The 13,764-nt window shown below is 35.5% G+C and carries 10 protein-coding genes; 2 read left to right on the forward strand and 8 right to left on the reverse strand.

Annotated elements, in window-relative coordinates:
* Positions 1 to 59 precede the first annotated feature (59 nt).
* On the forward strand, positions 60 to 2,513 hold the full coding sequence (locus J2W95_RS06375; protein WP_310005117.1) for a TonB-dependent receptor: 2,454 nt from the start codon (positions 60 to 62) through the stop codon (positions 2,511 to 2,513).
* A 110-nt stretch (positions 2,514 to 2,623) separates the two neighbouring features.
* Here the strand turns inward: J2W95_RS06375 and J2W95_RS06380 are convergent, their stop codons facing one another.
* Positions 2,624 to 2,791 (reverse strand): hypothetical protein, encoded by a 168-nt coding sequence (locus tag J2W95_RS06380; RefSeq protein ID WP_116795336.1) that lies wholly within the window; start codon positions 2,789 to 2,791, stop codon positions 2,624 to 2,626.
* A gap of 364 nt (positions 2,792 to 3,155) precedes the next feature.
* Between J2W95_RS06380 and J2W95_RS06385 the strand changes: the two genes are divergently transcribed.
* A complete protein-coding gene (locus J2W95_RS06385) occupies positions 3,156 to 4,583 on the forward strand; it encodes an L-serine ammonia-lyase (RefSeq protein ID WP_310005120.1) in 1,428 nt (475 codons plus the stop codon).
* 161 nt (positions 4,584 to 4,744) lie between these two features.
* Here J2W95_RS06385 and J2W95_RS06390 read toward each other — a convergent pair whose 3' ends face one another.
* From J2W95_RS06390 to kdpF, 7 genes are all read right to left on the reverse strand, one after another.
* Positions 4,745 to 6,481, reverse strand: a complete 1,737-nt coding sequence (locus tag J2W95_RS06390; protein ID WP_310005122.1) for an ATP-binding protein — start codon at positions 6,479 to 6,481, stop codon at positions 4,745 to 4,747.
* A gap of 1 nt (position 6,482) precedes the next feature.
* Positions 6,483 to 7,610 (reverse strand): sensor protein KdpD, encoded by a 1,128-nt coding sequence (locus tag J2W95_RS06395; protein ID WP_310005124.1) that lies wholly within the window; start codon positions 7,608 to 7,610, stop codon positions 6,483 to 6,485.
* Positions 7,611 to 7,705: 95 nt separating this feature from the next.
* Entirely contained in the window at positions 7,706 to 8,782 is a 1,077-nt protein-coding gene (locus J2W95_RS06400; RefSeq protein ID WP_310005126.1) for a porin, read from the reverse strand.
* A gap of 230 nt (positions 8,783 to 9,012) precedes the next feature.
* On the reverse strand, positions 9,013 to 9,567 hold the full coding sequence (locus J2W95_RS06405) for a K(+)-transporting ATPase subunit C (RefSeq protein WP_310005128.1): 555 nt from the start codon (positions 9,565 to 9,567) through the stop codon (positions 9,013 to 9,015).
* A 140-nt stretch (positions 9,568 to 9,707) separates the two neighbouring features.
* Positions 9,708 to 11,741 carry a potassium-transporting ATPase subunit KdpB gene (gene kdpB, locus J2W95_RS06410; RefSeq protein WP_310005130.1) on the reverse strand — a complete coding sequence of 678 codons (2,034 nt, stop codon included), beginning with the start codon at positions 11,739 to 11,741 and terminating at the stop codon, positions 9,708 to 9,710.
* A gap of 8 nt (positions 11,742 to 11,749) precedes the next feature.
* A complete protein-coding gene (kdpA, locus tag J2W95_RS06415) occupies positions 11,750 to 13,471 on the reverse strand; it encodes a potassium-transporting ATPase subunit KdpA (protein ID WP_310005133.1) in 1,722 nt (573 codons plus the stop codon).
* A 116-nt stretch (positions 13,472 to 13,587) separates the two neighbouring features.
* Positions 13,588 to 13,665: a K(+)-transporting ATPase subunit F gene (gene kdpF / locus J2W95_RS17400; RefSeq protein ID WP_016362011.1), complete on the reverse strand. Its 78-nt coding sequence runs from the start codon at positions 13,663 to 13,665 to the stop codon at positions 13,588 to 13,590.
* Between the last annotated feature and the right edge of the window lie 99 nt (positions 13,666 to 13,764).

Genomic DNA, 13,764 nt, shown 5'->3' on the forward strand with positions numbered 1-13,764 from the left:
ATCAATTTTAAACCTTTTAAAGCTTTCTCTATCCAATGGAGAAATCTTATTTATTACTAATGAAAAAATTCAACCTTACTCTAGTTCTTTTATTTCTATTTTTAGGACTATCCAACTTTGCTCAACAAGGGCCTCCAACATTTAACAAAATCAAAGTGAGTGGAAAAATTGTAGACAAAACTAGCAATCAACCACTTGAATATGCAACAATTGCATTAAAAAATATTAAAAATCCCAAAGCTGTATCAGGCGGAATCACAAACGGAAAAGGCGAATTTGAAGCTGATGTTATTCCTGGAGAATATGATATTACTATTGAATTCATTTCATTCAAACCTCTCGAAATAAAAGGAAAAAATATAACCGAAAAAACTTCTCTAGGCACCATTAGACTTGAAGATGATGCTTCACAATTGGACGAAGTTATTGTTCGTGCCGAAAAATCATCAGTTGAAATAAAACTGGACAAAAAAGTGTACAACGTTGGTCAGGATATGATGGTAAAAGGCGGAACGGTAAGTGATGTTTTAGACAATGTTCCTTCTGTTTCTGTTGATACCGAAGGAAATGTAAGTTTAAGAGGAAGTGACAACATCCGAATTTTAATTGATGGAAGACCATCTTATGCAGTAAATATTGCCGAAGCTTTAAGACAACTTCCTGCTGATGCCGTTGATAAAGTTGAAATTATCACTAATCCATCAGCACGATATGATGCTGAAGGTGGTTCTGGAATAATCAATATCGTTCTTAAAAAAGGTAAAAATCAAGGTTTCAATGGAACCATCATAGCATCAACAGGTATTCCAGAAACTTATGGCTTAAGTGGTAATGTGAATTATAAAACAGAAAAATTAAACTACTTTACTAATGCGGGTTACAATCACAGAACAAATGAAGGTGGTGGTAAAACTAATTCTGAATACTTCAATGAAGACGGCTCTATTAAAAACTTTTTAGACGAAGATCGTGAGACAGAAAGAACTAGAGATGGTTTTAATGGAAGAGCTGGAGTTGAATGGACAGTAGCACCAAATACTTATTGGACAAATGCCATCAATTACGAAAAAAATACTGGAGAAGACAATGATTTAGTTAACTACAACAACTATGATGCATCTCATAATTTCACAGGTTCAACTTACCGTTTGAACACTGGAGAAACTGGTAGTGAAAACACCTCATTTACTTCAAACTTAATTAAAAACTTCAACGACAAAGGACACAAACTTACTGTTGATGCTTCTATTTCAAGAAATACAGATGATAACCAAAGTATTATTACAGGTTCTGACAATTACAACAACACCTTAAATAACCAAGTTCAAAAACAAGGACAACTACAGGCCGATTATGTACTTCCAATAGGAGAAGGAAGTCAGTTTGAAGCTGGATATAAAGGAAATTTTGGTGATTTAAATAACGAATATTATGTTCTTGACGATCAAGATCCTCCCGTAAAAATCAAGGATTTATCAAATACTTTAGAATACAAAGAAATCATCAACGCTCTTTATACACAGTATGGTTTCAAAAAAAATAAATTCTCTTATTTATTTGGATTGCGTTGGGAAGACACTAATGTCGAAGTAAATTTATTAGAAACTAATGAATATAATACTAAAAAGTACAACAACTTTTTTCCGAGTGCTTTTATCAGTTATGAAATTTCAGATCAAAGTAACTTCACTACAAGCTACAGTAAACGTCTAACAAGACCAAGAGGTCGTTTTATGAACCCTGCTGTAAACTATTCAAGTAACGTTAATATTTTTCAAGGAAATCCAGACCTAGATCCTTCTTTAACTGACAAATTTGATATTGGATATATCAAACGTTGGGAAAAAGTAACATTCAATACTTCGGCATATTTTGAAGATACCAAAGATGTTTTCAGCTTTGTACGATCTCCTACAGGTGATGAAGTAAACGGAATTCCTGTTATTAAAAGCCAACCAATTAACTTAGGTAAAGAACAAAAATTCGGCTTTGAATTTACATTAAATTACACCCCATTCAAAATATGGAAAATAAACAGTAATTTCAATTTGTATAATGTAAAAACAACTGGAGAACACAGCTATACGGACAATAATGACGAACTTGTAGTTCAGAATCTTGACAACCAAGCTACAAGTTGGTTCGCAAGAATTAACTCCAAACTAACTTTACCATACAAAATCGACTGGCAATTAAATGCAACCTACAATGGTGAGCAAAAAACTGCGCAAGGAAAAAACTTAGGTCAGTTTGGTATGAACACCGCTTTCAGTAAAGATGTAATGAAAGAAAAAGGAACTATCGCGTTCAATATTAGTGACATTTTCAACACGAGAATTATGCGATCTTATACGTATCTTGAAAATCAAACATCGTATGGTGAAATGCAATTCCGCAAACGTCAATTCAATTTGTCGTTCACATATCGTTTCAACAAACCTAAAAACGATAGAGAAAAGAATGCACAACCTAAAAAGCCACAAGACGACAATAACGGTGATTTCCCTGGATAATATTAACTAATACCTCATTAGGCTTTTTGCAAAGTCTAATGAGGTATTTTTAAACCATAAAAAAAGGATTCGTAAATACGAATCCTTTTTTTTGTAAAGTAAAAATAAGACTATGCTTCTTCTTCTTTTTGTTTTGCTTTCTTTTCTTTATAAGCTTCCCAAGTTGCTCCACCTACCCAATAGGATACGAAACCAACTAGGAAAAACATTAACCAAAATCCCATTGTAAGGATGGTTAAGAAAAGTAAAAAGCCTAAATACTGATGAAATTCAAACATGTTTTCCGGAATTTTTGAATGTAGCGACAAATGTATGATTTAAATCTTTTAAAGCCAATAAAATCGGTAAAAACTATAGAGCAATTTTTAAATTATTTAAAATCAATAATAATGAGAAATGAGTAACAGTCCTTTAGAATATCATACATTCAAAAACTTAGGATTCAATAAAGATTCAACTTCATAAAAACTAAACTATTTGCATCTTCAAAAACTGAAAACCGAACGCAAATAAAAATATCAATTCTTCAAACCAATAAGCTTATTTTTAAATAATATTATCAAATTATCATTTTTAAACATAAATTTCTCCACAATAGTTCAATTAATAATTATATTTGTTCATCAAAAAAATTAAACTTTTATGGAAGAATGTATCTCAGTTTTTGATATGCTTAAAATTGGTGTTGGACCATCAAGTTCTCATACACTTGGCCCTTGGCGTGCAGCTGAACGTTTCTTAAACGAACTGAGAAGTGAATATGATATCAATTCAATAATAAGAGTAAAAATTGATTTATACGGTTCTCTTTCATTAACTGGAAAAGGACATGCCACCGATTTGGCTATTATGCTCGGACTAAGTGGTCAGGATCCAGAATACATTCCTATCCAAGATATTGACGGAATTATAAAATCGATTGAAGCCAAAAATGAAATCAATTTTGGAAACCAAATCCATATTCCTTTTTATTTTCTTCAAGACATCGTTTTCAATAAAAACTTTCTCCCTTTTCATGCTAATGGATTAACTTTTACGGCCTATTTCAATAATGAGACCGAATACAGTTCTACTTTTTATTCTATTGGTGGTGGATTTGTGGTCAAAGAGGAACGAGAAAATGCCCAAAACAAGGAAGCCATAAAATGTGCTTTCCCCTTCCCTATCAACAAAGCTAGCGAGCTTTTATCCTATTGCACAAAAGAAAACAAATCAATTTCGGAAATCGTTTACGATAACGAAAAATCCATGCGCCCTGAGGCTGAGATCCATCATGAACTGATGCGTATTTGGAAAACCATGTTGGAATGTATGTATATCGGTTGCCACTCTGAAGGTATACTTCCTGGCGGATTACATGTACGAAGACGCGCTTTTGACATGCATCAAAATCTGATTGGTTTGTCCAATTATTCCACTCCGCAGGAATGGCTTGAAGAAATTAGAAAAACCGAAGTTAAATTTCGTCAAATTCTAAAATGGGTTAGCTGTTTTGCATTAGCTGTAAACGAAGTAAATGCGGCACTTGGTCGTGTAGTTACTGCACCAACTAATGGAAGTTCTGGAGTAATTCCAGCAGTTTTAATGTATTATTTAGTTATTGAAAACCATCAAGCTGGAGAAAAAGAAATCAAACAATTTTTGATGGTTGCCGGCGAAATTGGTAGTATTTTCAAGAAAGGATCAACTATCTCTGCCGCAATGGGAGGATGCCAAGCTGAAATTGGAGTTTCAAGTGCTATGGCTGCAGCCGCTTTATGCGAATTAATGGGTGGAACTTCTGACCAAGTTTTAATGGCTGCCGAAATTGCCATGGAACATCACTTGGGATTAACTTGTGATCCAATTGGTGGTTTAGTACAAATTCCGTGTATCGAAAGAAATACAATGGGTGCAATAAAAGCAATTAACGCTGCTGAACTTGCTCTGGAAACTGATGCCAAAAATGCCAAAGTTTCTCTCGATAAAGTAATTGATACCATGTGGCAAACAGCCAAAGACATGAACTCTAAATACAAAGAAACCTCTGAAGGCGGACTTGCAATTGCCGTAAATATGGCGGATTGTTAAGGTCTTAGAAGACAGGTTTCAGCTTGCAGAAGGCAGATCTCAGAAGACAGAATAAAGAAAAGATTTCAGATAAGAGGTTGACCTTCTTATTCTGAAATCTTTTTTTCTGCTTACTGCAGACTGAAATCTGCATTCTGCCTTCTGAAATCGACAGACTAAAATTAAATTGTCAAAAGTTTAAAATAAAAAGTGCTTCCTAAGCCTAACTCGCTTTCTACACCAATTGTTCCGCCTTGAGCTTCAATAAATTCTTTGGATATTGCCAATCCCAATCCAGTGCCTGTTTTTTGACTTCCCGGAATCTGAAAATATTTGTCAAAAACTTTGCTTCTATACCGATTATCTATTCCTTTTCCAGTATCAATGACAGCAAATGAGATTTGCATATTATCCTTTTTTAACCTCATAGTTATTTTGCTATTTTCTGAAGAATACCGAATCGCATTGGTTAAAAAATTAATAAGTACCCAAGCTGTTTTTTCACTATCGGCCTTGATATCCGGAAGATTCTCATCAGCTTCAATAAGTAATTCAATTTGTTTTTGATCTGTTTGCATCTTTACGGCTTCAGTAGCATAATGGACTATTTCGTACGGATTACTTTTTTCAATATTCAATTGTATATTTCCAGTTTCGACCTGTGATAATTCGAGTAATTCGCCAGTGATTTTTAACAGTCGTTGACTATCATCTTTAATACTTTCAATCAAATGTTTTTGCTCTTCATTAATTGTTCCAGTGGTTTTGTTCTCAAGTAACTGCAAACTCAATTTGATGGATGAAATAGGAGTCTTTAACTCGTGAGAAACAGTAGCTATGAAATTTGTTTTTGCAAAATCTAACTCTTTAAATGGAGTGATATTTCTCAAAATAATGACATCTCCAATGTTAATCATCTGGTCTTCACCGGTGGGCTGAATCGTTATGTTTATATTTTCTTTCTCGAAATAACTTTCCTTTCCGTCAGCAAAAATTTTCATCGGAAGTACTTTTTGTCCTCGGATATTAGCTTCATTTGCACTATTTTTTTCAATTAATGATTTCATTAGATCATTTGTCAATGCCAAGGTCGATGCCGTTTTACCAAGAACATCCTCCGATTTCATACCAATGATTTTCAACGCTTCATCATTTACAAATAAAATTAACCCTTGATTGTCCAATCCAATAATAGGATCATTCATATTATTGATTAAAGTTTCCAGCCTTTTCTTTTCAAACAACAATTTATATAGATTACTACTGTTGTACTCCTCTAATTTTTGCGCCATCGTATTAAATGATTTTGCCAAATCACCAAACTCATTATGATCCATAAAATGTACCCGTTCCGAATAGTTTTTGTTAGCAATCTCCTTTATACTTGCTGTAAGCTCCTTAATTGGGTCGGCAATATTATTGGGCAAGTTCACCAATAGATTAAAGGCTATCAGAAAACAAAGCGTACCCGTTATGGCAATCCACATATTGGCCGTTTCGGCAGTTTGCTTGGCAACATCGCTTTTCTGTTTAATGGCAAACATATTCAACTTCATAATCTCAAAAATGTCCTGTCGAATTTGGTTTTTTAATTTTTGATCTGTTCTGTTTACTTTCAGAAGATTAAAACTTTTTTTCAAATTGAGGGTTGCATCATGTTCCCCAACTTCGGTAACATTTTTGCTTTGCTTGTTGAGATTGTTTTCAAATGTAATTATCGCATTCTCGGCGTCGCTATTTATCTCGTCTAAAGAAAGCAACATATTTCTTGAATATTCCAATGTATTGTAATTGGCTTTCAATATGTTTTCAGTGTCTTTTTTTATCGAAAAAATATAAAATGCACTCACTAACGTTAGGATAATTATCAATAAAAAAAGCAGTCCGACACCTAGGTTTAACTTAGTTTTAATTTTCATCTTATGATAGAATTACAAGGTCAATATTGGATAACGATAGATTTTTCAATAATCTATTGAATATAGTGGTGGACAAAATTACTTTCAACAAATTAAAATGTGGCTTCCCTATGCAAACCGTTGTTATTTTATTTTGTTCCACAATTTTAAGAATGCCATCCGTAATATTTTTACTTTCGATTTTAATTACTTCGGCTCCTAATTGTGTAGCTAATTTAAAATTATTAATCAAATGCCGTTGCTTGTCGAGAGCAATTTTATTAGGACTTTCTTTTGGCGTTTCAACATACAGCACATACCAGTCGCTATTATAATAACTCGCCAATCGAGCCGTTTTCCGAATCACAATTTTGGCCGTTCTATCATTACTGCTAATGCAGGCTAATAACTTCTCATGTCGCAGAGCATGATATCTTGGAACTTCATTTTCCACTTTTCGAACAACTTGGCTGGCCACTTCTCGTAAAGCCAATTCCCGTAATTGCAAAATTTGATCTGATTTAAAAAAGTTCTCCAACGCGGTCTGAATTTTATCGGCCGAGTAAATTTTTCCTTCTTTCAATCGTGTGATGAGTTCATCGGCAGTTAAATCTATATTAACGACTTCATCTGCTAACCGCAACACATTATCGGGAATTCTTTCCTTAACATCGACATTGGAAATTTGCTTAACACTTTCATTTAAACTCTCAATATGCTGAATGTTTACAGCCGAAATCACATTGATTCCCGCTTCAAGAATCTCCATCACATCTTGCCAGCGTTTTTCGTTTTTACTGCCTTCAATGTTGGTATGTGCCAATTCATCAACAATAACCACTTCGGGACGCAAGTTGATGATAGCCTGCAAATCCATTTCATCAAGCTGTTTTCCTTTATAGAAAAGCGTTCGCCTTGGAATAATTGGCAAGCCTTCTATCAAATCCTGGGTTTTCTTGCGATTGTGCGTCTCGATATAACCAATTTTTATATCAATCCCATTGCGCAACAACGTGTGTGCTTCCTGCAACATACGGAAAGTTTTCCCCACGCCGGCACTCATGCCAATATAGACTTTAAACTTTCCTCTTCGAGATTTTTGAATTAAATCGAGAAAGTGTTTGACATTATTTTCTTTTTCGTTGTCCATTTTATAATTGTGTAAAATGTGAGAAGTCAGAAGTAAAATGCTACAATAAAGAACATTTTACTTCTAACTTTTCACTACAGATTTCTGTCTTTTTTTTAAATCGATATTGCCAAAGATGTCGTTATAAAAACATTGCTATCAGTAGGATTATTATCCTTCAAAAAGATATCATCTTTACTATTCAAAGTTCGGGCTTCTAATCTAAATATTACATTTTCTACTGGCAAATAATCAAAATTTGCCGAGAAGCCATAGGTTTTAAAACCATTTGGAGTTCCTGTTGCGATAATTACCCCTTTTTCATCTTGATAATATTCCCCTCTGGCAGCCAATTGAATTTTGTCCGTGGGCTTGTACTGAATGATTGCAGATGGAGTATACCAAACATCGTAATCACTGCTTCCTTTAGCAGATTGCTGCAATCCAATATCAAAACCCGTGATTATACTTGTTTTATCAGTCAATTTAAATGTTCCGTAAAAATCATTAAAATAGCGCCATTTCTTATCAATATCAGGTTGCTCGTTTCCAACATAAGTACTCCAGTTTAATGCCACTTTTGCCGTTGGCTTAAATGTCACCTGAGTTCCAAAAGCCGGCGTATGATTACCATCAACTTTCTGAATGCGCTGCCAGCCGTTTAAATACATTGCAGCCAAATACCATTTTTCGGATTGAGAAGTATAACCAACTTTGATTCCTGTTTCATAATATGGAGAATTTTCAGCTCCAATGCTTCTGGTCAAAGTCATGCAATCTTTCCCAATAGCACTTTCAGATCCAATGTGCGAAGGCATAACTCCAGCATCAATCCAAACATTATTGTCTTTTGAAATTTTAACCCCCACATTAGCTTCATAAACGTTTTTCAGCAAATCTTGTTCTGCAGCCATATTGTACTGGGCATACGTTCCAGCCATAAGAGCCAAATTTCCACGAACATTTTCTTTTGTATAATTCATTTTGGCCATGCCTAAATTCAGGTTCACTTCGTTAGACTTATTGTAACTGTAAATAAATCCTGGTTTAGTATGATTATCTGGTTTCCCAAAATCATAACTGTAATATACATCCACATAAGCGGAAAAAGTAATTGGACTTTTTGACTCTTCTTGAGCGTTCATTGTCGTAAAACCAAAAGCTATAAAAGCTGTAACTATTATTTTTTTCATTTTATTTGTCATTGCGAGGAACGAAGCAATCTCATCCTCTCTATATTTATTAGGAGCTAATCCAGCTGTCCACTATATCTTTCCTTGCCTAAAGGAGGCAAGGAAAGGATGCCGTTTCCATCTGGGCTAGGGCATCTCGTTTTTAAGAACTTTTTTTATTATTAGCACTCAATTATTTAAAACTGAAATTCACATTGCCATTGAAATTGCTATTGAAATTGATTTTTCTTTTATTTCAACTCATCCAGAGCTATATTCAACTCTAAAACATTTACTGTTGAAGTCCCCATTACCGATGGTTTGTTGATTTTGGTTTCCACCAATGCTTTTACTTTTTCTTCAGATAATTTGCGTTCCTTAGCAACACGTTTTACCTGAATCAAAGCTCCTTCCGGAGAAATATTAGGATCCAAACCACTCCCCGAAGCCGTCACCATATCTGATGGAATTTCTGACTTTTTCAAATACGGATGAACAATCAAAAACGTGTCTATTCTTTTTTGAACCAAAGCCAAATATTCTGGATTACTTGGTCCTTTGTTGCTTCCTGCGCTTCCCGCAGCGTTATAATCTACTGCCGATGGACGTCCCCAGAAATAATTTGACTTATCAAATTTTTGTCCTATTTTTTGATAACCTACTACTTTTCCGTTAACAGAAATGGTTTCTCCTTTCCCTTGATTTGGTGCAAATTGTGCAATTCCGTAAATCGCCAAAGGATAAATGACTGCAAATAAAACTATCATTAACACCGTAAATTTTAATATTGAAAATATGTTTTTCATTTTGTTTGTTGTTTTTAATTTAGACTCTAAGTCACTAAGTTTCTAAGATTCTGAGATCTTTGAAATGCTGATTCTTTAAAAATATTTCCACAGCGAAAACTTAGAAACTTAGCATCTCAGAATCTTAGCATCTTTTTCCCCTACATAAATAAGGCTACAGCCAAATCGATTATTTTGATTCCAATAAAAGGAACGATCAACCCGCCCAAACCATAAATCAATAGGTTTCGTTTTAGGATGGCACTCGCACCGATTGGTTTATAATCAACACCTCTCAAAGCAAGCGGAATCAATATCGGGATAATAATCGCGTTGAAAATCACCGCAGATAAAATGGCACTTTCCGGACTGTGCAAATGCATAATATTCAATCCTTCAAGAGCTGGAATAGCTGTAATGAAAAGCGCAGGAACAATGGCAAAATATTTGGCAACATCATTCGCAATTGAAAATGTGGTAAGTGTTCCTCTGGTCATCAACAATTGCTTGCCTATTTCAATAACTTCAATCAACTTGGTTGGATCATTGTCCAGATCGACCATATTTCCAGCTTCTTTGGCAGCTTGCGTTCCGCTGTTCATTGCCACACCAACATCAGCTTGTGCAAGAGCGGGTGCATCATTAGTACCATCGCCCATCATCGCCACGAGCTTACCATTTTGCTGTTCATTCTTGATGTAATTCATTTTGTCCTCAGGTTTGGCTTCGGCAATAAAATCATCAACACCGGCAGCTTCGGCAATAAATTTGGCAGTCAAAGGATTATCTCCTGTAACCATCACGGTTTTTACACCCATTTTTCTCAAACGTTCAAAACGTTCTTTCATCCCTGTTTTGATAATATCCTGCAGTTCGATAACACCTTGAACTTCGTTATTTTTGATAACTACCAATGGTGTTCCCCCTTTTGAAGAAATAGCAATAACTCTTTCGGCTATATCTTCAGGAAAGACTTTACCCGCTTGAAGCGCAATGTTTTTAGCAGCGTCCTGAGCACCTTTTCTAATATTGGTTCCGTCTTTTAAAACGACACCACTGGTTCTGGTTTCGGCTGTGAATTTTATTAAAGTCGCCCCGTCAATAGATAATTTTTGAGCTACTTCCAATCCTGCCAATTCAACAATACTTTTCCCTTCCGGAGTATCATCCGCAAGTGAACTCAATACTGCAGACTTGATAAAATCTTCTAGCATAACTCCTTTTGCAGGATAGAAATTAGTTGCTTTTCGATTTCCAATAGTAATTGTTCCTGTTTTATCCAAAAGCAATACATCAATATCGCCGGCAGTTTCCACTGCTTTTCCTGATTTGGTAATTACATTAGCACGTAATGCTCTATCCATTCCCGCAATCCCAATGGCAGAAAGCAACCCACCAATGGTTGTTGGAATTAAACATACGAAAAGAGAAATGAAAGCCGCAATGGTGATGGGTGCATTCGCATAATCTGCAAATGGCTTCAAAGTCACGCAGACAATCACAAATATCAAAGTAAAGGCTGCCAAAAGAATCGTCAAAGCAATCTCATTTGGTGTTTTCTGACGGCTTGCTCCTTCTACCAAAGCAATCATTTTATCAAGGAAACTTTCCCCTGGTTCTGAGCTTACAACCACTTTAATTTTATCAGATAACACTTTTGTCCCTCCGGTAACAGATGATTTATCACCACCCGCTTCACGAATTACGGGAGCACTTTCACCTGTTATTGCACTTTCGTCAATAGTCGCTAACCCTTCTATGATTTCACCATCAGTTGCAATTAAATCACCCGCTTCGCATACAAAAACATCTCCTTTTTTTAGATCGGAAGATTTTACGCTTTTAATTTCTCCATTGGATAAAAGTTGTTTTGCAGGCGTTTCTTCGCGTGTTTTTCTCAAACTGTCTGCCTGCGCTTTTCCTCTGGCCTCGGCAATCGCCTCGGCAAAATTGGCAAATAAAAGCGTCGACAATAAAATCAAGAAGACAATGAAATTATAAATAAAACTGCCTTGATCCTGTGCTCCAAACAAAATAGAAACACATACGGCAAACATAATGGCAGTGCCTATTTCTACGGTAAACATTACCGGGTTTTTGAACATTATTTTTGGATTAAGCTTGACAAAAGACTGCACTAAGGCCTCTTTTACCTGCTTACTTTCAAACAATGAATTGGATTTACTTTTAGTCATTTTTTATATTATTTTAATGTAAAATACTCCGCTAAAGGGCCAAGTGCCAATGCTGGAAAGAACGATAGTGCTGAGATGATTAGGATTACTGCAAAAACCATCACACCAAAAATAGAAGTATCAGTTTTTAAAGTTCCCGCACTTTCAGGAATGTATTTTTTTTCTGCCAAAAGGCCTGCGATGGCCAAAGGACCTATGATCGGAATAAAACGTCCAAGCAACAACACAATTCCTGTTGTGATATTCCAAAATGGATTGTTGTCACCTAAGCCTTCAAAACCAGAACCATTATTAGCTGCACTCGAAGTGTATTCGTATAACATTTCTGAAAATCCATGATTTCCCGGATTATTCAGCCAGCCTGTAGCGTTTCCATTAAACCAGTATCCCATCGCAGTATCATTAGCTGTAAAATAAGAGGCTAATGCAGTTCCAGCCAATATCAATAACGGGTGAAGAATAGCAATGAAAGCTGCGATTTTCACTTCTCTAGCTTCAATTTTCTTTCCTAAAAATTCAGGTGTTCGTCCCACCATTAAACCTGAAATAAATACAGCCAGAATTATGAAGATGTAAAAATTCAACCATCCTACACCACAGCCGCCATAAAAGGCATTGACCATCATGGCCATTAATTGCATAGCTCCCGAAGCGGGCATTGTACTATCGTGCATTCCATTGACAGATCCTGTAGAAATTACCGTTGTGGCTATCTCCCAAAAGCTGGTAACCGCAGTCCCGAAACGTAATTCCTTGCCTTCCAGAGCACCAGTTGCTTGGGCAATTCCCATTCTCTCGATAGCAGGGTTACCGTTAATTTCGCTTATCATTGTTGGTATGACCAGCATTAAGAAACCGACAGTCATTACACCAAAAACGACATAAGAAAATTTTCTTTTGTTCAAGAAAAAACCTAGCGCAAAGATCATTGCAAACGGGATGATTAATTGCGCCCACAATTCAACTGCATTGGTTAAATAGGTAGGATTTTCTAATGGATGTGCCGAATTGGCTCCAAAAAAACCACCACCGTTTGTACCAATATGTTTGATACCTATAAATGCTGCGGCTGGACCACGGGAAACTTCAACAGTATCACCTTGCAAAGTCACAATTTTATCTTTTCCTTCAAATGTCATTGGTGTTCCGCTAAACACTAAAACCACAGCTACAATAGCAGAAAGAGGCAATAAAATGCGGGTACAGCTTTTGATGAAAAAATTATAGAAATTTCCCAATTTGTCTGTCGTTCTCTCTTTCATGGCAACAAAAACCATTGCGGCGGCGGCCATTCCCGTACCAGCAGAAACAAACTGCAGGAACATCAACATAAGCTGACCTAAATAAGAAAGACCCGATTCACCTGAATAGTGCTGTAAATTACAGTTCACTACAAATGAAATAGCGGTATTGAATGCTAAATCCGGGGTCATGGATGGGTTTCCGTCTGGATTAAGCGGTAAACTTCCCTGAAAAACTAAAACAAAAAAGCATAGAAAGAACCAAACCATGTTTATGCTCAATAACGCTTTCAGGTGTTGTTTCCAGTTCATTTCTTCAGTAGAATTGATACCACTGACTTTGAAAATAAATTTTTCAATTGGATTGAAAATTGCATCAAGCAAGGTTTTATCTCCTAAATACACTTTGGCAATATATCTTCCAACAGGAATAGCCAAAACTATCGAGACGATAAAAATACTGATGACTCCAAAAAATTCTGTGTTCATATTTTATTTGTTAGAAATTAATTTTTTCGGCTTTTATAAAAACATAACAAGCATTAGAAAGGCTAATGCCCAAGCCATAATTACTACGGATATTTTTTTATCTGCCTTTTTCATTTTTAAAATTTTTCGGGTTTGATTAATACATAAACCAAATAACCGAATACGGCAAGTGCAATAATAAATAGTGCTGTCATGATCTAAATTTTTTCAAAAAATTCAACGGATTTGAAACAAATCGCAAAGAGTAAAGCTCCTAATGCGAGTAAAAGAAATGTGATTATCATTTTATTAAA

The organism is Flavobacterium granuli, from assembly GCF_031456055.1.
Taxonomy (GTDB): Bacteria; Bacteroidota; Bacteroidia; order Flavobacteriales; family Flavobacteriaceae; genus Flavobacterium; species Flavobacterium granuli_A.